Here is a 21,901-nt window from a genome sequence, read left to right on the forward strand (position 1 = left end):
GTTCTAAACTAAGTATAAAGGTTGTGAAATACGTAATTAAGGAGAAAAAATTTGGCGTGGTGGATTTTCTTTTGATCGATGAATGACCTTAACTTACATAGTGTAGTTAAAAAAACAACAAGCGAGGCCGCAAGCAGCGCCTCACTTGTTGTTTAGTATCTCAGCAATAATTATTTGTTCTTATTTACCGCCAAATTGTTTATAAACGTCTGCCGCATTTTCTTTCGTAACTTCCAAAGTATCCAACGTGATGGACTTTTCGACTTTCTCACCGTTTTCCAAAATTTTAATAGCGTTATCTATAGCGTCTTTACCGCCTGTAGGGTAGACATAAGTTGCCGTTAGCCTGCCTTCCATAACGGCTTTAATCCCTCCGTCCGGAGTAGGCAGCGCATCGATCCCGATGAATTTCATTTCTGTTTCACGTTTAGCATTTTTAGCAGCAATGAAGGCTCCTTCAGCCGCTGGATCGTTATGACCGTAGACGATATCAATTTTTTTGTTTGCTTGGAGAATGGATTCCATGACTGTGATGGATTTATCTTTTAACCAATCGCCATTTTGGGAAGCAATGACTTTGACATTCGGATTACTCTTAATTCCTTCCATGAAGCCGTCATGGCGTTCCTGTTGAGGCGTCGCACCTTCAAGCCCTTTAACTTCAACAACATTACCGCCTTTGTCGCCGAGAATCTTCGCAACGTACTCCCCTGCTTTTTTACCGATCAGCTTATTATTGCCGCCGATATACATGGTATAAGCGTCGCCTTCCACTTTTCTATCCAAGACGATAACCGGAATGCCTGCATCGTACGCTTTTTTCACAACGGCTGTAAGCGGCTTTGCTTCATTCGGGGAAATAATAAGCAAATCAATTTTTTGTTGAATAAAATTCTCGACATCGGCAATTTGCTTGCTGTTATCTTGTGCTGCATCGGCATACACCACTTTTAATTCCGGATGTTTGGCAGCTGCTGCAGCAATCTGATCATTCATAGCCACGCGCCAAGGCTCGCCTAAATTCGCTTGCGACATCCCGATCAGGTAGCTTGATTTCTTCTTAGGCGCTTCCGACGCCTTCGCAGCTGTATCCGCAGTTGTTGGAGCAGGCGTAGTTTTACTGGAAGTCGTCGTTGAACCGCTGCCGCAAGCACTTAAGGAAATTAACACCATTACCAATAGGAAAGACACGATCAGGTTATTCTTTTTCATGAACATAACACCCTCTCAAATTTGTTATTTTTTTCTTTGCAGCACGACGGCTGCAATAATGATTAAACCTTTGACAACCATCTGCAAGTTATTATTCACGTTCAATAATCCAAGCATATTATCGAGCACGCCCAAGATTAGAGCCCCGATGACTGTTCCGGGAATCGTTCCGATCCCTCCAGATAAGCTGGTTCCTCCGATTGCGACAGCCGCAATTGCGTTCAATTCATAGCCAATACCGTCATTCGGGCTGCCTTGGTTCAACTGAGCAGCGTGAATGAGACCGGCTACTGCCGAAAGGACGCCGCAAATCGTAAATACGGCGATCTTGACTCGATCCACACGAATGCCGGATAAACGGCTTGCTGTTGGATTTCCGCCGATCGCATACACATATCTTCCAAATCGTGTATACCGCAGAAGTACGGTAAATAGAACGCTAATCATAACAAAGCAGATGGCTGGAACTGGAATGCCCCATATACGTTCACTCAAAACCGAATAGGCAACCGGCGCTAGATTTGCTTCATTGCCATACGAAATCGGAATGCCGATACCTCCTGACCAGAAACGGGCTATCCCTCTCGCAATGCTCATCGCAGCCAACGTGACGATGAACGATTGGATGGATAATTTCGTGCTTATCGCACCGTTAAACATACCGATCAGGGCGCCAATGATCATAACGATGAGCACCGTGCTTAAAGTTCCCAAATCTTTATGCATCATAAGATCTGCGGCTGCCGTAGCCGTAAGACCTAATATGGCGCCGACGGACAAATCGATTCCTGCCACAAGAATGACCAGGGTCATACCTACGGCAATAATGCCATTTTCCGAAATCGAGCGGATCACATTGGCCAGATTGGATGGGTTCAAAAATAGATATTCCCCGTCCCTAACGCATAAAACGGTCGCGAGCAGAACGATGGCAACCAAACCGAAAACGCTTTGGAACCTCTTAATCACCTGAAACGACGTTTTACGGTTCCACCGGATATCCTTCTCTAGGTTTTTGTTGTTCAATTTTTGCAAAGACATGCCGGTTTACTCTCCTTCCCTCAAAGTCGCTGCGGCTAACAATTTTTCAGGTGTTGCTTCCGAATTGCTAAATTCACCTGTAACCCTGCCCTCGCAAATCGTAATCATTCGATCACACATCCCAATCAATTCAGGAAGCTCAGACGACACCATGATAATGCTTTTGCCTTCGCCCGCAAGCTTATGAATGAGCTGGTAAATTTCAGCTTTGGCTCCCACATCGATTCCCCGTGTCGGTTCATCCAGAAGCAATATATCGGGATTGATCATCATCCAGCGCGCAAGAACTACTTTTTGTTGATTGCCTCCGCTTAAATTCCCCGCATGCATCATCGTGTTTTCCGCTTTGATCTTTAAATTGTCCATTTGAATTTGGCAAAGTGCTTCTTCATCTCCAAATCGGAGTATAAACCAACGGCTGAGCTGCTTAAGCAACGGTAGCGTCATATTTTCGCCAATCGGACGTCCAAGAACTAACCCCTGCCCTTTGCGATCCTCCGTGACAAAAGACATTCGATAGCCGATGGCCTCTTGAGGACTTCGGATTTGAATCTCTTCGCCCTTCAATAGAATGCGTCCTTCCGTTTGCTCAGGAAACATGCCGAACAAGCACTCCAATATTTCCGTTCTTCCTGATCCCATTAACCCAGCTATTCCAAGCACCTCTCCTTGGTGAAGCTTAAAGGAAATGTTAGTTAACCTTTTCTTTGCGCTTCCCGCAGGAGGCTGAAATGCCAATTGATCTACTGACAGCATCTCCTTGCCTTGCTTCATTCTGCGGCTTGGATACAAATCGGATACGGAACGTCCCACCATCATCTGAATCAATTCGTCTTTCGTAACATCACTAGTTTTGACGGTTGCGATATATTCGCCATCCCTCATGACTGTAATGCGATGCGTAAGCTCGAAAATTTCTTCCATGCGGTGGGAAATGTAAATAATGGAGACCCCTTCCGCTGAGAGCCTTCGGATCACTTGAAATAATTTCTGGGTTTCGGCTTCACTAAGCGCAGAAGTTGGCTCGTCCATGATTAAGATGCGGGCGTTAAGAGATAATGCTTTAGCAATCTCAATTAATTGTTGTTCGCCCAAACGAAGCTCTTTGATTCGGGCCGTCGGCTTTATATCTAAATCGAGCGCCTCCAAGTATGGCTTTATCTCTCGATTCATTTTTGGAAAATCAACGAAACCCATCTTCGTTCGCGGTTCTCTACCGAGGAAAATATTTTCGGCTACCGTCAACTCAGGTACAAGCTGCAGCTCCTGATGAATTTTGGCGATGCCTAAATTCCTCGCTACTACAGGAGAATGGATGACGACTTTCCTATCCTCCAGATAAATATCCCCTTCATAAGACCCTACCGCCCCTTGCAAAATATTCATGAGCGTCGATTTGCCCGCACCGTTTTCACCCATGAGTGCAAGCACTTCGCCTTTTTTCAGCTCTAAGTTGACCCCCTTGAGCGCTTGTACATTCGAAAATGATTTACGAATCTGATCCAAACGAAGTAATGTCCTGTGTTCTTCCATTGTTTCACCTCCTACTCTTGCCTTAAGCTGATTATAGGCGGAGAGGGCAATTGAAGTATTTACGAAAAAACGCCATTTTTGTTCATTTTACGCAATAAAAAAACAGCTATCCGGATATTTTCCGAATAACTGTTATTTGCTGCTTCCATTCGCTTGGACAAACTCATTTACATTTTCTCCGGTTACCTTGGTGCTGCTGAGTGTAACTCTTTTAGGTATATTAGCTTCATGATTCAGTATTCGCAGAGCTGACTGTATGGACTCTTTCCCTCCTGTGGGATAAATGAACGTGGCTTGCAGCACCTTTTGCTTTACGAGCTGAAGCCCACCCCATTGGCCTGGCAAACCGTCGATCCCAACAAACTTCGTCTCCTTCCTGCCTATAGATTCCGCTGCTTTATAGGCCCCTAATGCCATCGGATCATTATGTGCAAAAACCACATCTACTTGCGGCCACTCCAGCAGCTTGTTCTTCATCATATCTTCGGATTTATCACGCAGCCAATCGGCAGTGACCGATCCGACTAGGTGTATCTTGGCATTACCCGCAATCGTTTCCCTAAATCCCTCGCTTCGGTCTATCGCAGGTGTGGAATCAAGAAGGCCTTTGATTTCCAGCACTTCCCCTCCTTTGTCGCTCAGCAGCTGTTCGATGAATTGTCCTGCCATTCGGCCGATTAAGCGGTTGTCTGCACCGATGAACGTCGTATAATCTGTACTTTCGATTTCACGATCCAATACGATAACCGGTATTTTACGATAAGCCGTTTGGACAATAGGCGTAAGCGGCTTCGCTTCGTTAGGCGAAATAATCAATAGATCAATGCCCTGATTCATTAACTTTTCCACATCGCGAATCTGTTTCTGGCTGTTCTGCGCAGCATCCGTGAAGATGACGCGCACTTCCTTATGCTTGGCGGCTTCCTCCTGAATTTCACGATTCATACTCACTCGCCAAGGTTCTCCCAAATTGGCTTGGGACACGCCAATCAAGTATTTGACTTCTTCCCCATCGTTCTCAGATTGCGAGCAGTTAGTTAAAAACAATACCAACCCTGCTAGAACGGCTATCCGTTTGAATACGCTCTTCACTTGATTCCGCCCTTTCGATATTCGATAGGAGATACGCCAAGCACCTTTTTAAAAGCAGTGCTGAAATAATGCTGGCTGCTGTACCCGACCTGTTCTGCGATTTCGTATATTTTCAACGTTGGATCGTGGAGCATACGAATAGCCTGTTTAATGCGAATCTGCGTTAGGAAATCAATAAAAGACACACCTATTTCCTGCCTTAACAACCGACTCAAGTAAGCAGCGCTGATCTTGATTGCGTCAGCTGCTTCTTGCAGCGTAAGATCTTCCTTATCGTAATGATCACGGATATATTTCTGAGCAAGCATCACAATCGGAGTTGCACTGCTTTCTTTCACAGCTTCTTGAATTAACTGTTCATAAGCCAGAGGGACCTCTCTCACGCCTGAAATCTCGGCTTTGTAATAAACGACTACCGTGGTTTTAACATAACGCTCCACTGCGGCTGTAATCGTTGCTGAGATATCGCCATAGCTATTTTTTCCGTCGAACGGCACGATGGCCATGATATTATCTTTACGATCTCGAAATACAGTACTGCAACCCCATTCACGTACGATATCTTCCACCACATTTTGTACAGCAAATAAGAGCAGCAGTCGATCCCATTCCTCCGATTTTACTTGGAATTGCATGTTATCGATTGCCTTGACCAAAATCATCCCGAAAGAAGCCTCTAATGGCACCTGCAAAAAACCAAGCTGTTCATTTACTTCGATTTCCGTTAGATGTCCACCGATCCAATCGTTCATAAAGCGTTCTTTTACAAACGGAAGATGCTTGGATACCTGCTGTGCAGCCCAATCCATGTATTTCTTCTCCGTAAGCCGTTCCTTGGCTGCCATCAGCACTGTGCTCAATTGCTCCTTCGATACTGGCTTCAGCAAATAATCAAATACCCCAAGTTTGAGTGCCTGTTGAGCATACACAAATTCATCATGGCCGGTCACCAGAATAATCAATGCATCAGGCAAAAACGATTGCAGCTTTTCGACAAACGCGAGTCCGCTCATCAAAGGCATGCAAATGTCAACCAACAAAACATCAGGCTTTACCGCTTCTGAGATCTCCAGAGCCTCCAAACCGTCCTCGGCTTCGCCAACCACTTCCATATCGAGAAATGACCAGTCTATATTTTGCCGTAAACCCTTGCGTATTTTGGGTTCGTCATCGGCGATGATTACTTTCCACATCGTTCCCTACACTCCTTCTGAGCGGATACCAAACTTCTACTTGGGTGCCTTCCCCGATTGTGCTATTTATCCGAACGCCATAGTTATCTCCGTAAACAAGCCGGATCCGTTCATGTACGTTAAATAAGCCATATCCTAATGATTCTTTGCCTGCCTGCATGCCAGACAGCACAGCCTGCAATTCCATTAATTGCGTGGAGGGAATGCCCGCACCATTATCCGAAACACGTAAACAAAGCTTATCATCGACCTTATGCACCTTGATCTGAATATGCCCTTCTCCGCGCCGTGCCTTAATGCCGTGATAGATGGCGTTCTCCACTAAAGGCTGCAGAGTCAGCTTGAACACCATTTCCTGGCTGACCTCGGGTTCGACGTAAATTTCATAATTAAGCTTATTCTCATAACGTGCTTTTTGGATAAACAAGTAACTTTGAATATGCTCCATTTCCTCACTTACGGGAATCGACTCCCTGCCCTTGCTTAAACCGATGCGAAACAGATTCGTCAGTGCCATAATCATCACAACTACATCGTCCGCTTTTCGTTCTTGAGCCATCCATTGTATCGTATCCAGCGTGTTGTAAAGAAAATGCGGTTTGATTTGAGCTTGCAAAATTTTAAGCTCCGCTTCCCGTTTGCTCTTCTGTTCTTCATAAACAAGATCGATTAAATTGCGAATTTCAATAATCATGTTATTGAAGCTGCGTCCGAGTTGGCCAATTTCATCTTGGTTCGCACTCTCGAATTGAACGGACAGATCGCCGGCTTCCGCGCGTTTCATAAGCTTTCTCAGCTTACCAATCGGTTGAACAATCGAACGGGTAAAAAACAAAGCGGTCACTACAGCCACAATAATGGTCAACCCGCCTAAAACATAAGAAATCTTTTGAAGCTTTGTCACATCTTTCAACGTTTCATTTAATGAAAAGACACCGACCGTTTTCCATTGGGTGAAGTCGGATAACGTATATATAATTTGATACTGCTCATTTCGAATGGTTTTGACGATAGATTGTTCATCCGATTGTCGCATCCAATCCGCTCTAACCCGATACACAATTGGATTCTCTGGCGCATAAACAATTTCTCCTAGAGCATCTAAGATATAGATGAATCCGCTTTTCCCAAGGGTCACGCCACGGATCACACTTTCGATCGTAGCCAGCTTAAAATCGATCAGTACCACTCCTTGAAAAGCGCCTGTCTCCGGATTTGCAATCGCTTGCACAACAGAAAGCACGTCGTCAGGACTATAACTCACTAACGTCGTAATATTTCTGCCGATCGGCTTGCTGATAAGCTGTAGTTCGCCAGGGTGTTCCATCGCCTTCTTATACCAGTCTTCGCTTGTCAACGGATCTCTAGAAACACGAAACATTTCATTGCTAATATCCATGTCGTTCTCATTCACAATAATAATCCCTGCAATTTCTGGATGTATGGATGTTAAACTGCTAAGCAACCTTCTCACTTCAGTTTCGGTAGATTGTCTCCGCTCCGATGAAACGCTGGGATTCGTATTTATAAATTGAATCGCATTCGGGTCTAACGAAATTATTTGGATGCTCTGTTTCACACTTTGCACATAAAAATCAACATTTTTCTTCACTTGATCAATCATTTGAGTAGTATGGTTGTTGGCTTCATCTTCAAGCGTTTGGACCGAAACTAAGTTACCGATAATCCCCAACGTAGCAACAGGGAGCAAAATTAACGTTATAAAATAAAGCAAAAGTTTAAACCGCAATCCTTTTCTTTTAAACAATTGGAACAACCATTTCAAACAAACATCCCCTTTTCAGAAAAAAGGCACAATGGTGCGGGATGCTCCACAGGCTTTAGACATTTCCAATTTTGTGGTAGAAATATCTACAACGACAAGCTCCGAAACACCCTAATGCACTAAAGTCTGGATCAATTGCTGACCCATAGCACCCGCACCAAAAAGAATTGCCCTATCCCCGGCTTTCACACCTAAACTATTCATAGCGTGGACGACACAAGCCATTGGCTCAATGAATGCCGCCTCGGCAAATAACATACTTTCAGGGATCTTCACAACGCACCGTACATTGATTCCCCTTGCCCGTTTTGCAATTATGGCATTGACCACAAAAAAGAGAGGGATCTGCACTCACTCAGTCTCCTTCGCACAGTCCCGTCACCCCCTCTCCGATTTGGTGTATGACACCTGAAAATTCATGGCCAGGGATAATCGGATACGGTGAAATAGACTCACCTCTGCAGATATGAATGTCAGTTCCGCAGATCCCCATAAAACGTAAATGCGAATAACCGCAGCCTTCATGGATGAAAGCAGCGGTTATTCAATTGTTTCATAATCAATAATCAAAGCATGTTTTCAAATCATTCTGATTGAAGCTTAAAATATCAGCAAGCGGCAATCTTTTAGCTACAGGCAAAATAATGGGATGATCTTTATGTGGCTCCGTTTGATACCAATAAGCTGTACTGGAGTAATCATCACTCCGATGATTATTATGTCCATGCTCGATCGTCACTCTAATGGATGTGTCGAACATCACAGGATCTTCAATGTGGAAACGGTACGCTGAGATTTGGCCTGACCAGTTCGGCCCTCCACCAAGTATTAGACCGTGATTCGGCGTACATTGTTCCTGCTGCGGGCACCAGGCCGTGTTGAAATAATCCTCCATCCCCGTACCGTGGAGTGAAGGGGGCCATGGTTCCCCATCAATGAAGATCATGTCATCCCCTTCTCCGTACCAGTTCCATTCCCGCGTCATACGCAAGTTATGAATGTTCAGGTTACAGCCGACATAGTGGCCTTTTCCAACCGCATCCAACATCACATAGTTGCCGTCGCCCGTTATATTTTTTCCGCCAAATTCAAACAGTGCATTGGAAATGCTATCTTCGATACCATCCGTAAGTTCACGGCGCCAGATGGCATGAAACCTAAGATCACTGTCGATTGGGAACGCATATTGTTCATAATCGATATAGTAGTAGAATTTGATCGGTTGATCGGCATCGGATTCGACCTCTATTCTGGCATTTCGGCCAAACGGCATCGGGAAGAAGCAATTCAGCGCTCTTCCATCTTCCGGACTCATCGCAAGGGGCGCCGAGCTGAAGTTTTTTGTGATGCCGTGACCCATGCCGAAAAAATCGCCGATAGGAGCCTGTACACTTGGATTCTCTTCCCCATCCCAATACATCTTGAGTACGACTTTTCGGTGCAAGTATGTTTCTATCACAGCGTCGTCAAGCGGTGCCATTGTCATCCAGATATGAGTAATACAGCCGGAGCCATCTATATCGAATATTTTGATTTTTTCTCCTGGGTACAACTTGCTATAGTCACGATTTCCTCCCGTTGTATCATAGCTGGAAGCCCTTTTGCGTTTTCCTTGTCGAGTGCGGTACAAATCTCTTAACGATGATCCTAACATGGTCAAATCAGCTCCTTGTTGTAAGTAGCCGGCATCATTTAATACCGGTCATTTTAATGCCTTCCACCAAATATTTCTGCATGACGAAGAATAGTAAAAAAGTAGGTAATGCGGCAATAACGGCCGCAGCAAGCACAATGTTCCACGGCGTCACGTAGCCCCCGCCAACTAAGTTAGCCAGTTGAACCTGAATAACCCACATGCTCTCTTTTTGCGTAATGATGAGCGGCCATATATAGGAATTCCAATTAGCCAAGAAAAATCCGATGGTTAATGGGGCAATGATCGGCATGGAAAGCGGCAAGGCGATTCGGAAAAACGTCCCTGCCTGAGAAAGCCCTTCTATGTAGGCTGCCTCTTCCAGCTCCTTAGGAAATTCCCGATAAAACTGACGGAACAGAAAAATTCCATAAGCGTTAAAAATGGCAGGAATAATCAAACCGGCAAAAGAGTTGGTCATGCCTAAATTTTTCGTAATTAAATACAAGGGCAGCATGATCACAGCAAAGGGAATCATTAACGTACTAAGCATCCAAGCGAAGATCACATTTTTCCCAGGAAATTGAAAGCGAGCAAGCGCATATCCGGACATCGCATGGAACAGCATAGCAACCGCAGTCACGGTTGTGGACACAATCAACGAATTCATAATCGATCTGAGCAAATGCGATGATGTGACGGCCTCTTTGAAGTTGGGAAACTCAAATTCCGTCGGCCACAGCTGAATATCGAAGATATGAGTTTCCGAACGAAAGGAGCCTATAAATAGCATGTAAATGGGAAAAATCATGGCGATCCCGACAATGATCGAAACCGTCGGTAGTATGAATCGGTTCATTATTCTCATAGTAGCACCGCCTAATCTTTAGAAGAGAAAAATTTAAGTTGTATCATCGAAAATGCGAAAACAATCAGGAACAAAACAAACGCGAGCGCCGAAGAATACCCCATATTCAACATTTGGAACGCTTGTTTAAAGATATAAAGTACGCTAACCTCCGTTGAATCCATCGGTCCGCCTTTTGTCATAACGATGATATGGTCGAAAATTTGAAAGGACGCGATCGTGGTGACAATCAAAATAAACGTATTCGTTTCCCGCAATAAGGGGAATGTGATATGCCGAAAGCTTTGAAAGCGGGTTGCCCCGTCAATATGGGCCGCTTCGAAATAATCAATCGGAATTTCCTTGATAGCTGATAGAAAAATAGTCATGTTATATCCGATGTTGATCCATAACAATGTCAGAATGACGCAATAGATTGCCTGTGTAGGAGAACCGAGAAATTGTTGTGTTCCGATACCGACAAGAGAAAGCAGTTGATTGGCAAGGCCGTTTCTCGGATCAAGCAGGAACATGACAATGATAGCTGATATGACCGATGTGACCGCAAATGGTAGTAAAAACATCGTTCTAACCACGCCCACCGTCTTACCACGAAGCCCATTCACTAATAACGCGGAAAGCAAAGCGAAACAGAATAACAAAGGCACATAAATAACACTAAACAGCAAGGTTCTGGTTACCGAATGCCACCACTGATCGTCCGAAAGTAAGGTTACATAGTTCTGAAACCCAACGTACACTTTCGGTGATAGCGCGTTCCATTCATGCAAACTTACATAAAAAGCATATAAAATCGGTATAAAAACAAATATCATTAATCCCAAGATATTGGGAAGCAAGAAGCTGTAAGCCGTAACCCATTCTTGAATCATGCGGGCATTGCTGCGTCTTGGAGTCACTCTTTACCCCTCCCCGAATTGAAAAGGGAGACCGTCTTGCAGTTTTACGGAGCAAGCCGTCCCCGTCCCCCTCCCCAGAATCCTGTTATTTCTGTTTACTTAGAATATCCGTGATTTTCGCATCAACGGTTTTGGCAGCGTCGGCACCTGACATTTTACCGAACATGACGTACTGCATGGCATCACCAACTGCATCAACCACTTCGGACGGATATCGCGGTTCTGGGATAGCGGAGTTATAAATTTCTTCAGTGAACACTTTACGCAAGCCTTTGTTATAGATGTCCTTACCTTTTTCGACTACGGATTTCCGTGGGGAGTAAGCGAACTTCACTTCCGTACCCCATTTCAATGCATGGCTGAGATCCGATGAACCGAATGCCCACATCACGAACTTAGCTGCTTCAGCCGCATGCTTGCTTTGCCCGTTGACAGCCATTTTCCAACCGCCTGCATCCGTTGCCGCTTTGCCTCCTGTAGGAGTCGGGATTGGAGCTAGACCGATCTGAACGTCCTTATATTTTTCTTCAATTCGATTGATGGCCCACGTTCCGACAATTTGCATAGCCGCGGTTTTGTTGCCCAAGTTATCAATTTCCCAAGGACCGAGCTGCAGTTTTTTCGGAGACAGACCTTCTTTAAAGAAGCTTCCCCAGAAATCGAGTGCTTTTGCCGTCTCTGGTGTGTTGAAAGTAGATTTGGTTCCATCAGCACTCAGCACGTTACCGCCTTGCTGCCACAGGAACGGATACCAGATAAAGTTAAAGTACGGGCCTTTATCCGGCGGGATAATCAGACCGGCTACCTTATCAGTTGTCAGTTTTTTCGCAGCGGCATGGAGTTCATCCCAAGTCTTCGGCACTTGCACGCCTGCCTTATCCAGCATTTCCTTGTTATAGTAAAGACCTAGCGTTTCCAATTCAAATGGCAGAGCCATGATCTTGCCGTTATACGTCACAGCATCAAGAGATGCAGGAAGGAAATCCTCTTTAACGCCTGGCGCGAAATCCGGAGTTAAATCTTTCATTAAACCGGATTTCGCGAATTTCATGAAATCACCTGGGCTGATCATGTAAATGTCTGGACCTTCTCCGCTAGCAAAGCCAGTAGGAAGCTTGGTAGTTGTGTAGGAAGCTTGATCATAGGTTGAATACTCGATTTGCACTTGATCTTGTGATTTGTTGTACTCATCGATCAAATCTTTGAAGAACTTACTCTCGGCTTCGGTGTGCATGTCCCAGAAAGCCAGCTTGACTTTGTTCTTGGCAGCGCTTGTATCCTTGGCGGCTTCCGTGCTTTTCGGTGCAGCGTCGCCTGCTTTTTGCGTGTCCGTTGTCGAGGATCCGCAACCAAGTTGTAAAATAAGTGCAGAACTAATCGCCGTAACCCCTAACGTTTTCCATTTCCGTTTCATCTGTTGTATCCCCTTTCATTTCGTTTACATCTTGAGTATAATCCGGGGGAACAGCTGTACATAACGAGAAATTATTTAGTTAGGTGGACTATTTTTGGATTTTGGACAGGAAACGATCGATCTTCTCATCCATGCTTTGAACCACTTCTTTGCCGGATACCCCGCTGTACAATATGCTTTGCAATGACTGGGTAAATGTCCGGTTGATTTCTTCCGGATATTGCGGCTCCATCCGCTCCGTACCGAAAATTTCATTGGTAAAAACCTCTCGCAGACCGCGGCGGTAATAGTCGGTTCCAGCTTCCATGACGGACTTGCGCGGGGAATAAGCAAATTTCACATCGCTGCACCACTTGAGCGGTATGCTCGTATCGCCGGAAAAAGCCCACATCACAAACTTCGCAGCTTCGCTTGCATAATCGCTTCGCGAGTTCACCGCAATTTTCCATCCGCCTGCAATCGTGAGACGGTTCCCGCCATCCGGTGTCGGCAGAGGAACGACACCGATTGGTTGATCGGCATACTGCGTCTCCAACATGCGAATATTCCACGTCCCGCTTACCTGCATCGCCGTTTCACCATTCGTCAAAATGCCAATATCCGTTGCCGGCCGTGATGGCTGCATATTAATTAACCCCTGACTGACCATACTGTGGAAAAAATTATACATGTTTTCGCCTTTCACTTGGCTCAGCCCGGAATGCTTGCCATCCTCCGAAATTAAATCGGCACCGGTTTGCCATAGAAACGGAAACCAGGAGAAGTTCTGGTAAACACCACCGAACGTTTCTATCGTTAAACCGCTTACATGTGATGTTCTCAGCTTCTTCGCCGCTTCCATCATTTCATTCCAGGTTTTGGGAGGGGTTAGATGCTGCTTTTGAAACATCGATTTATTATAAAATAGCCCCATTAATTCTGTTTCAATCGGAACCGCATAAATCGTATTGTATAGAGTAACGGCTTCCAGCGCCGTCGGGTAGAAATCCTCTTTCATTGTTGGCGTAAAATAGGAGGTCAACGGCATTAACATGTTGACATCCGCGAGCCGCTTGATCATAGGCGATGATACAAAAAAGATATCCGGACCTGTTCCGGATGCGAATGAAGCGAGCAGCCGCTCCCCCGTAAAATAATCATCGCTGGACACGTACTCCACCTTGATCTCAATGTCTGGGTGCAGCTGCTGATACTGCTTGGCAAGTTCCTGCCAAAACTCAAACTCCTTAGAAGTATGAAATGACCATAAGCGAAGCACTGTTTTAGGTGCACTCGCATCCTTGCTTGGTCCTGTCTGCGAACGAAACAGCTTGTCGAGTTCAGGTGATTTCGTTGTCGTGCTTTGCTCACAGGCAATTAGCAGGCTGAACACAAGCATTAAAAGCGACAGCTTTCTGGCAAGCTTTCCCTTTAGCGATATTATTTTTTCCATGTCAATCCTCCTTTCGGAAGAAAAATTGCCGATATTCCACAGGGGTGACACCCATTTTCTTCTTAAATAATCGCGAGAAATATTTTACTTCTTGATAGCCTACCATCTGTGCGATTTCATACAGTCTCAATCCGGAATCCATCATCAGCGTTTTCGCCTTCTCCATACGAAGCCCTGTTAAAGATTCAACGAATGAACTGCCGGTTTCAAGTTTAAAATAAGTACTAAAATAACTTGGATTCATCTGGACATGACGCGCTGCATCTTCTAACGAAATGTCTTGCGAATAGTTCGCTTGAAGAAAAGACAGCGCCTTTTCGATCGTCCGATTCTGCTTTTGTGTTTTATTCCATTCCATAGACAAAATACAGGATTCAATCAGTTTTTCCATAAATTCAACATACTCTTCGAGTGTAAAGTTCTTGTCAAATAAATCGATCGGACGAGCCAAATTTTCAATCACAAGATCGTACATTTTTTGTTCATAGGTCAAGCGAATAACGGAGGATACCAATTGCAAGCAAAATCTCCGAAATAACCGAAATGAAACGTTCCTTTGTTTGACCGTTTCTATGAACTCGGTCAGTACGAGCGAAGATTGATCAGATTGACCGCCTCGAATCGCCTTGATGAGCTCCATTTCCAACCCGTTCGGATAACCAACCTCAATGATGTCCTCCATTTTCAAGTCATCGTAATCGCTTATCGTTCCACACCCGTAAAGCCATTTATTTTGAAGGGCTACGCGTGCATGCTGCAGAATTCCCGGCAATTCGAGGTAAGAGTCGGTGACGTCGCTGATCCCGATGGAAATCGATATTTTGAGCCAGCGGCGGACTTCCTCGATGCTTGTTTTGGCTAACTGTCTCGTATCGTCTTCATTGATGGTGAGAAAGAACAATTGAGCACCGCTCACGAATAAAAAATGGGAATCCGAGTTTGCTCTCATACCGGTAACATCCTGGACAATATTACGAACGGCGAACAAGACCAATTGTCTGTCCCCCCATTGATCCTCGTTGATCAGTTCATCAATGAGATCCACTTCGATGACCATGATCCGAAACGTAGAAATATCGATAGGGAATAAAGGGCTGAGCAGCTTCGGAGGCTCTTTCTCCTCCTGCAGTCCGAGCAGCCAATCCTTCCACAGCTTCGAATAATTCGGCCGACTGGAGCTGGTCTGAGACACAGCTGGAAATGATTGTCGGTCCTGCTTCACTCTTCTCAGCACACTCTCGATGTCCTCAGGCTTCAGAGGCTTTAACAAGTAATCGAAAGCGCCATATTTAACTGCCGTCTGCGCATATTCAAAATAACCGTATCCCGATAAGATAACGACATGTACCGGATATTCCTTCAAATGACTGAGAAGATCCAACCCGTTCATATGCGGCATGCGGATATCCGTGATGACCAGATCAGGCATCTCTTTTTTGACCGCCTCCAGCGCATCATACCCATTCTTGGCTTCACCGATCACGATCCAATCGCTATCAAGCTTTGGAATCAGACTCGTCAGACCTCTGCGAACTCTCGGCTCGTCATCTACCACTAAAACCTTGTACATGTTGATCTCCCCCGTTGTGTCTTAACGAATATAAGGCAGGACAATGGTGACGATGGTACCTTCGCCGTAGACCGAATATATCGTCGTCCCGTAGGTTGGCCCATACTCCATCTTCAACCGCTCATCCAAATTGTAGATGCCGATACCATGGCTTCGGCGTTCTTTAATTTGTTGAAGCTTTTCCGCTGAAATTCCGCCGCCGTTATCTTCAACGATGACCGTAAGCTTCATCCCTTCTTCATTTCCAGCGCTCTGGACCGTGATCCGAATGACTCCGCCCGTATCGATATCCTCCATGCCATGTATGATCGAATTTTCTAAGTACGGTTGAAACAGCAATCTCGGAACTTTTAAATCCATTGTGTCAATTTCCACATCAAAAACGACTTCAAATTTATCTTCAAATCTCATTTCTTGCAAGTAAGCATAATTTTGCGCCCACTTTAGCTCCTCTTCGATCGTAACCAACTGTTCGCCCGGCTTAATGGCATATCTCATAATATCGCTAAGAGAGGTAATCATACGGCTGATTGGGCTTTGGTCATTCTCAATCGCCATCCAGTTGATGGCATCAAGTGAATTGTAGACAAAATGCGGATTGATCTGAGCCTGAAGCGCTCTAATCTCAGCTTCTTTTTCCTTATTGGAAATCAACCTGACTTCCTTAATCAGGTCGTTTATTCTTCCACGCATTCCAAGAAACGCGGCCTGCAGCATCCCCATTTCATCTGAAGATTGGGATAGCGGCATCATTTCGAAATTGTCTTTTTGAATATGCTTCATCGCCAGTGCCATTTGACGGATCGGGCGTGTAATATAATTCGATGTAAAGGCAGCCAGCACAATGAATAAAGCAGCGAAGGCGACAACCGTTGCTGCCAGAAAGCGCTTCAGATCGTTGGTTTGTGCGTTCAAATCGGATTGCGGTACAAAGGAAAAATAATACCAGCCGTTATAAGCGGAACGCAGGAAGGTGCCCCGATAGGAACTGCCGTTAATTTCCTGGGTAAAGTGTCCGTCTTCCTTTTGGTCCAATTGTTTAAAGAAAGGATAGGTCGATAAATTAATGCCGTAGGCATCGGGATTCCGGTTCCAGATCAAGTTGCCTTGATGATCCGTAATTAGTACTACGCTATTGGGGCTTACTTGAACGTTATTAATGATCTTATCCAAAGCATCAATCTTTACGTTAGCAATTAAGGTGCCTAACGATTGTAGAGAATCATACACATCCTTGACCTGCATGCCTACAGCAAAATAATGTGAAGGCTTCGAGTTGTACTGATTAGGTGGAAGCTCATAGCTTGGCAGCCAAACAGCCCGTCCGGTACCTAAAGAAATGAAGCGATCCCACATCGGATGATCTTGGTAAAATTGCGTAAAAAGGTTAGGTCCTTTAAAATCACCGAAATACGTAGCTTTAAGCGTGAACAAATAGATGGAATCCAAATCATCCTTCCCTCTCAGGAAGTCGCGAAGAAAGCGATTCACGGAATCGTCGCTCAGTGATATCTGATCACTTGACTTCGTTTCAATAGAATCACTGAGTTGTTTAATGATATCTTCATGCTCATAAATATCGTTCAATTGGGATTCGTATCCCTTGAGAAGCTGGTTAACGTTTTGATTGACGAGTGTGAGTACCTGCAGCCCTTCTTTATCCGTTCTTTGTGCCACAAGGTCTTTGGAACTCTGGTAGAACAAGATGCCAAATATCATGAGCGGCGATAAAATAAACAACACGAGAACAATCATTAATTTCGTCCGCAGATTCCAAGTTTTCAGGACCGATAGATGCATGGACCGCTTCTCCAATTCACGTAGTCTTTGACAAAAGTATACCATAAGCTGTCTGGAACGCAGTCAGAAAAATCATCCATCTCCATCTGCTAGATGAAAGAAAAAGTGCTTTACACCTTAGTAGGTAAAAGCACTTGCAGCATGTCTATAAATTTCTGATTCGTTTCAAATTTTTCATAACGCTATCTACATCTTTACCGAATATATCATGAAGCCTTTTATATTGGTTATATAAGTCCTCATAAATCTTAACGTTCTCAGGAATCGGCATTACGGTCTCTTCTTTGACCCTGGCCATGAACACGGCCGCCTCTTGAAGGGAATTGTAACCACCCGCCTCAGAACCGGCTACTACCGCGGCGAACATCGCTGCACCGATAGCAGGAGTTAAATCAGTATCGGACAATGTGATCTCCATATTGTTCACATCCGCGTAAATCTGCATGAGAAGCTTATTGCGTTTCGGCAGGCCCCCGCAAGCATACAGTTCATTTACGTCCAAACCGCCCTTACGGAAAGCTTCTACGATTGTGCGCGTACCGAATGCTGTGGCTTCGAGCAACGCACGGTATATTTCATGCGGCTTCGTACTGAGTGTCATACCGAGTATCATGCCGGTCAAGTCTGCATCCATTAAAGTAGAGCGATTGCCGTTGTGCCAATCCAGCGAGAGCAAGCCGCTTTCTCCAGGCTGCAGGTGTGAAGCCTTTTCCTCTAGCAGCTCATGGATGGAAATGTTTCTTTGCATGGCTTCGGCTTCCATATATGCCGGTACTGATTCGTCAACGAACCATCCGAAGATGTCGCCGACAGCAGATTGTCCGGCCTCGTAACCAAACAAACCTGGAATAATGCCGTCCTCCACAACGCCGCAAATGCCCTCTACGGATCGTTCTTCCTCGGCAAGCAGCATGTGGCAAGTGGATGTACCCATCACCATGACCATCTTCCCCGGAGAAACTACGCCTACGGCAGGTACTGCGGCATGCGCGTCAATATTGCCCACTGCGACTGCAATTCCTGGGCAGAGATTCATTTGTTCGGCTATTTCCGGTAACAAGCTTCCGGCCAAGCTTCCGAGTGGCGACACCTCACCACGCAGCTTCGTCGCATATAAATCTGCAAAGCCGGGGTGCAGTTGCTCCAAAAACTCGCTGGATGGATATCCTTCGTTTTTGTGCCAGTTGGATTTGTACCCGGCTGTGCAGCTGTTTCTTTTCAACTGGCCGGTCATTTGCGCGACGATCCAGTCAGCGGCCTCAACGAATAAATCCGCCTCCGCGTAGACTTCTGGATCTTCTTTTAATATTTGCAAGCTCTTCGCCAGCATCCACTCCGAGGATAGCTTCCCGCCGTAACGCTGCAGCCACCGTTCTTCGCGCGCTTCGGCCAGCTTATTAATAGCCGTCGCTTCTTCTTGCGCCGCGTGGTGCTTCCATAGCTTTAACCATGCGTGGGGCCGTTCCTTCCATGCGTCTTTCAGGCAAAGCGGCTGAAACTCCGCATCCACAGGCAGCATGGTGCAAGCCGTAAAGTCGATGCCAACGCCGATAACTTGAGAAGGATTGATCCCTGAAGCTTTGATCACGGCAGGTACGGATGTCCGCAGCACTTCCAAGTAATCTTCCGGATGCTGCAAAGCCCAATCGGGCTTAAGCTTCATACCGTTAGAGGGGAGGAATTCATCAATCACGCCATGTCGATATGGAGTCACGTGCACAGCTTCCTCGTGACCACTCTGAATATCGACGAGCACCGCGCGCCCCAGTGTACCATAGTCAATTCCGATTGTAAAAATCCTGTTTGCTGTTGGCATAGGTACCTCCTTAGAGTTTTGCTTTAGCAAAACTTTCTTCGTAAGCGTAAACTGAGTTTTGCTTTAGCGAAACTTTCTTCGTAAACGTAAGCTAGTTATCGATATAACGGTCCGAAGTTCGCGCATGCGCGGAAATCGGCACCCGTAGGTTCCATCACGCCGAATGCGGTCCACGTGCTCGGACGGAAAACGCGATCTTCCGGAACGTTATGCATGCAAACCGGAATGCGCAGCATAGATGCCAGCGTAAGCAAATCGCCTCCTATGTGGCCGTAGCTGAGCGCACCGTGATTGGAACCCCAGTTATTCATCACTGTGTAAACATCCTTGAACACACCTTCTCCTGTGATGTTCGGAACGAACCATGTAGTCGGCCATGTTGGATTCGAACGTTGGTCGAGCTTGTCATGAACGTCATCCGGGAGTTCAACCGTGTAGCCCTCGGCAAGTTGAAGAACGGGGCCAAGCCCTTTGATCAAATTGATTCGAGCCATGGTAACCGGCATTCCTTCGCGTGTCGTAAAGTCGGTGGAATATCCGCCTCCGCGGAAGAAGTCAACAGCCGGGCACCACTGTGTCGCTTCCAGACACTGCTTCACTTCGTCCTGCGTGATTTCCCAGAACGGCTTCATGGCAGGCTTTCCGTCTTTCTCTTGTCTGCCGGTTCCATCCAGTGCCGCCGGGCCGGAGTTAATGAGATGAATGATTCCGTTTGCTGCCGTTCCGGTCAGCTGATGGCCTGTTACGCGCTTCACCGCATCCGGACTCCAGTATGTGCGCACATCAGCGAAAATTTGCGCCGCGTCGGTCAAGAGGTGACCGAAAAGCATCGTAATTCCGTTAAGCGTGTCATTCTCAGTCGCAAGCATGAACGGTTCGCGTATGCCGTTCCAATCAAAAGAGCTGGTCAGAATCGCTTCCATGAAGTCACCGTTCGGGAAGTGATCCGTCCAAGCCCGTTGGCCTTGGAATCCCGCTGCAATCGCGTTACGGCCGAGCGCTTCCTCGCCGTAACCCATTTGTGCGAGCTTCGGATTGCCCACCATCATGTCACGGGCAATGAGTGTCATTTTCACTACAGTCTCCCAATCGCCTTGTTTCTGCTCATCTGTCCTTGTCAGATGAGGCGGGTTCACATCATGCCCGATTTGACAGTTCTCTTTGGTCCACCCAAGGGCTTTCTCAAACTCATCTTGATCATAAATGCCGCGATCCATTCTACGCACGAATTCGCTCATATCCACGTATTCATTTCTCATGCCCAAGTAGTTTTGGAAGAAGTTCTCGTCCACAATACACCCTGCAATTCCCATCGATACTGATCCCATCGATAGATAGGATTTCCCCCGCATCGTTGCCACGGCAAGACCCGCTTTGGCGAATTGCAGCAATTTGGCCTGCACATCTTCAGGGATAGAGTTGTCTCCCATATCCTGTACATCTTTGCCGTAAATGCTGAATGCAGGCAGCCCTTTCTGGTTATGAGCGCTTAATGCTGCAGCCAAGTATACGGCCCCAGGGCGTTCCGTTCCATTAAAGCCCCAAATCGCTTTGGGCATATGAGGATCCGTGTCCATCGTTTCAGTCGGGTAGCACCAGGAAGGAGTTACTGTGATCGTTACCCCGACGCCCGCGCGCGCAAACTTTTCCGCTGCCAGTGCAGCCTCCGCAACACCGCCGATACAAGTGTCAGCAATTACGCATTCCACATCCAACCCGTTCGAATGTTTCAAATGGTCGGTCAAGAAACGAGCCACTGTAACAGCCATATCCATCGTGACGTCTTCTAATGACTCACGAATCCCGCCTCTTCTTCCATCTATGACAGGACGAATACCGATTTTAGGCATAGAACCTTGTAAACGATTCTCAACTTTAACATTTTCCATGATTGATCACTCCGTTTTTTTGAAATTTGTGTGTTACTGGTCATCTGATGTAACGATACCTTTTCTTATCATTACGTTGGCATATAAGGCACTTTCACCGGTAGCCACTACCGCGTAAGCATTTCTGCATCGCTCATAAAAAGCGGAACGTTCCAACGCCACGATTGGAACAGGTTGATTCGCGGCTCGCTGAACAATTTGCTTGTAATCTTCCCAAATGCCAGGCACAACAGGGTCGCCGGGATCTACTTGCATGACGGTGACTGCATCAGCTGACGTATCGAGAGGAAAAAGCTTAAGCACAGCCTCAAGAAACGCGGATATTCCATGCCCGTCTGCCCTTACTAATCGCTTGGCGCAACTGGCCGCAGGAAAATTGCCGTCGCCTAGAACCAGTTCATCCCCATGTCCCATCTCCATGAGAATTTTAAGCATCTCGGGTGATATAAGACTCGGTATCCCTTTTAACAAGATTCTCAACCTCTCTTCTTACAGCAACAAGGATCTAATTTACTAATATGTAATCGATTACGTAATCGTTTACATACATTCTAATTCCACAAACCTTCGTCTGTCAACCACATTTTGCTTATTCATCCCACGCATTTTTCGAGAACAAAAATAGTCTCCCCTGCCTAAAAAATTTCCCGTTACATTTCCACTTTCGTTGCACTTATACTTAAATATTCGCGGGTTATACAACAAATGTAAAGAAAACTTCAT

General features: G+C 45.8%; 18 protein-coding genes. All 18 read right to left on the minus strand.

All coding sequences use genetic code 11. From position 1 onward, the window contains the following. Positions 1-180: 180 nt before the first annotated feature. The gene (locus ASG85_RS18100) at positions 181-1,212 is read right to left on the minus strand and encodes a substrate-binding domain-containing protein (RefSeq protein ID WP_060647354.1); all 1,032 of its coding nucleotides are present in this window, start codon (positions 1,210-1,212) and stop codon (positions 181-183) included. Positions 1,213-1,236: 24 nt separating this feature from the next. Continuing rightward, positions 1,237-2,253 (minus strand): ABC transporter permease, encoded by a 1,017-nt coding sequence (locus tag ASG85_RS18105; protein WP_060647355.1) that lies wholly within the window; start codon positions 2,251-2,253, stop codon positions 1,237-1,239. A gap of 6 nt (positions 2,254-2,259) precedes the next feature. Then, positions 2,260-3,786, minus strand: a complete 1,527-nt coding sequence (locus ASG85_RS18110) for a sugar ABC transporter ATP-binding protein (protein WP_060647356.1) — start codon at positions 3,784-3,786, stop codon at positions 2,260-2,262. A gap of 132 nt (positions 3,787-3,918) precedes the next feature. Continuing rightward, positions 3,919-4,878 (minus strand): substrate-binding domain-containing protein, encoded by a 960-nt coding sequence (locus ASG85_RS18115; protein WP_235550164.1) that lies wholly within the window; start codon positions 4,876-4,878, stop codon positions 3,919-3,921. Then, positions 4,875-6,071: a response regulator gene (locus ASG85_RS18120; RefSeq protein WP_060647357.1), complete on the minus strand. Its 1,197-nt coding sequence runs from the start codon at positions 6,069-6,071 to the stop codon at positions 4,875-4,877. The genes ASG85_RS18115 and ASG85_RS18120 overlap by 4 nt, the downstream gene beginning before the upstream one ends. Beyond that, positions 6,046-7,857, minus strand: coding sequence for a sensor histidine kinase (locus ASG85_RS18125; RefSeq protein ID WP_060647358.1), 1,812 nt, complete (start codon positions 7,855-7,857; stop codon positions 6,046-6,048). The genes ASG85_RS18120 and ASG85_RS18125 overlap by 26 nt, the downstream gene beginning before the upstream one ends. A 111-nt stretch (positions 7,858-7,968) precedes the next feature. Then, the gene (locus ASG85_RS39200) at positions 7,969-8,208 is read right to left on the minus strand and encodes a hypothetical protein (protein ID WP_060647359.1); all 240 of its coding nucleotides are present in this window, start codon (positions 8,206-8,208) and stop codon (positions 7,969-7,971) included. Positions 8,209-8,212: 4 nt separating this feature from the next. After that, on the minus strand, positions 8,213-8,350 hold the full coding sequence (locus ASG85_RS39205; protein ID WP_235550165.1) for an alcohol dehydrogenase catalytic domain-containing protein: 138 nt from the start codon (positions 8,348-8,350) through the stop codon (positions 8,213-8,215). A 66-nt stretch (positions 8,351-8,416) separates the two neighbouring features. Then, positions 8,417-9,511, minus strand: coding sequence for a glycoside hydrolase family 172 protein (locus tag ASG85_RS18135; protein WP_060647360.1), 1,095 nt, complete (start codon positions 9,509-9,511; stop codon positions 8,417-8,419). 34 nt (positions 9,512-9,545) lie between these two features. After that, positions 9,546-10,358 carry a carbohydrate ABC transporter permease gene (locus ASG85_RS18140; RefSeq protein WP_057303407.1) on the minus strand — a complete coding sequence of 271 codons (813 nt, stop codon included), beginning with the start codon at positions 10,356-10,358 and terminating at the stop codon, positions 9,546-9,548. 11 nt (positions 10,359-10,369) lie between these two features. Beyond that, positions 10,370-11,257, minus strand: a complete 888-nt coding sequence (locus ASG85_RS18145) for a carbohydrate ABC transporter permease (RefSeq protein WP_200957398.1) — start codon at positions 11,255-11,257, stop codon at positions 10,370-10,372. A gap of 85 nt (positions 11,258-11,342) precedes the next feature. Beyond that, positions 11,343-12,671, minus strand: a complete 1,329-nt coding sequence (locus ASG85_RS18150; protein WP_060647361.1) for an ABC transporter substrate-binding protein — start codon at positions 12,669-12,671, stop codon at positions 11,343-11,345. Between the two features lie 88 nt (positions 12,672-12,759). Then, complete coding sequence (locus tag ASG85_RS18155; RefSeq protein WP_060647362.1) at positions 12,760-14,103, minus strand: ABC transporter substrate-binding protein; 1,344 nt, start codon at positions 14,101-14,103, stop codon at positions 12,760-12,762. A gap of 1 nt (position 14,104) precedes the next feature. Next, positions 14,105-15,673 (minus strand): response regulator, encoded by a 1,569-nt coding sequence (locus ASG85_RS18160; protein ID WP_060647363.1) that lies wholly within the window; start codon positions 15,671-15,673, stop codon positions 14,105-14,107. A 21-nt stretch (positions 15,674-15,694) separates the two neighbouring features. Further along, the gene (locus tag ASG85_RS18165; RefSeq protein WP_060647364.1) at positions 15,695-17,473 is read right to left on the minus strand and encodes a sensor histidine kinase; all 1,779 of its coding nucleotides are present in this window, start codon (positions 17,471-17,473) and stop codon (positions 15,695-15,697) included. A 145-nt stretch (positions 17,474-17,618) separates the two neighbouring features. After that, a complete protein-coding gene (locus ASG85_RS18170; protein WP_060647365.1) occupies positions 17,619-19,289 on the minus strand; it encodes a ribulokinase in 1,671 nt (556 codons plus the stop codon). Between the two features lie 95 nt (positions 19,290-19,384). Then, positions 19,385-21,178 carry an L-fucose isomerase gene (locus ASG85_RS18175; protein WP_060647366.1) on the minus strand — a complete coding sequence of 598 codons (1,794 nt, stop codon included), beginning with the start codon at positions 21,176-21,178 and terminating at the stop codon, positions 19,385-19,387. A gap of 33 nt (positions 21,179-21,211) precedes the next feature. Beyond that, complete coding sequence (locus tag ASG85_RS18180) at positions 21,212-21,649, minus strand: RbsD/FucU family protein (protein ID WP_057303414.1); 438 nt, start codon at positions 21,647-21,649, stop codon at positions 21,212-21,214. Positions 21,650-21,901 lie beyond the last annotated feature (252 nt).

The organism is Paenibacillus sp. Soil724D2, assembly GCF_001427935.1.
GTDB lineage: Bacteria > Bacillota > Bacilli > Paenibacillales > NBRC-103111 > Paenibacillus_E.

Coding starts and splice junctions, on each gene's coding strand:
- ASG85_RS18150 (WP_060647361.1), bottom strand. CDS start 12,671: ATGAAACGGAAATGGAAAACGTTAGGGGTTACGGCGATTAGTTCTGCA.
- ASG85_RS18175 (WP_060647366.1), bottom strand. CDS start 21,178: ATGGAAAATGTTAAAGTTGAGAATCGTTTACAAGGTTCTATGCCTAAA.
- ASG85_RS18140 (WP_057303407.1), bottom strand. CDS start 10,358: ATGAGAATAATGAACCGATTCATACTACCGACGGTTTCGATCATTGTC.
- ASG85_RS18105 (WP_060647355.1), bottom strand. CDS start 2,253: ATGTCTTTGCAAAAATTGAACAACAAAAACCTAGAGAAGGATATCCGG.
- ASG85_RS18100 (WP_060647354.1), bottom strand. CDS start 1,212: ATGAAAAAGAATAACCTGATCGTGTCTTTCCTATTGGTAATGGTGTTA.
- ASG85_RS18155 (WP_060647362.1), bottom strand. CDS start 14,103: ATGGAAAAAATAATATCGCTAAAGGGAAAGCTTGCCAGAAAGCTGTCG.
- ASG85_RS18110 (WP_060647356.1), bottom strand. CDS start 3,786: ATGGAAGAACACAGGACATTACTTCGTTTGGATCAGATTCGTAAATCA.
- ASG85_RS18165 (WP_060647364.1), bottom strand. CDS start 17,473: ATGCATCTATCGGTCCTGAAAACTTGGAATCTGCGGACGAAATTAATG.
- ASG85_RS18135 (WP_060647360.1), bottom strand. CDS start 9,511: ATGTTAGGATCATCGTTAAGAGATTTGTACCGCACTCGACAAGGAAAA.
- ASG85_RS18120 (WP_060647357.1), bottom strand. CDS start 6,071: ATGTGGAAAGTAATCATCGCCGATGACGAACCCAAAATACGCAAGGGT.
- ASG85_RS39205 (WP_235550165.1), bottom strand. CDS start 8,350: ATGGGGATCTGCGGAACTGACATTCATATCTGCAGAGGTGAGTCTATT.
- ASG85_RS18160 (WP_060647363.1), bottom strand. CDS start 15,673: ATGTACAAGGTTTTAGTGGTAGATGACGAGCCGAGAGTTCGCAGAGGT.
- ASG85_RS18170 (WP_060647365.1), bottom strand. CDS start 19,289: ATGCCAACAGCAAACAGGATTTTTACAATCGGAATTGACTATGGTACA.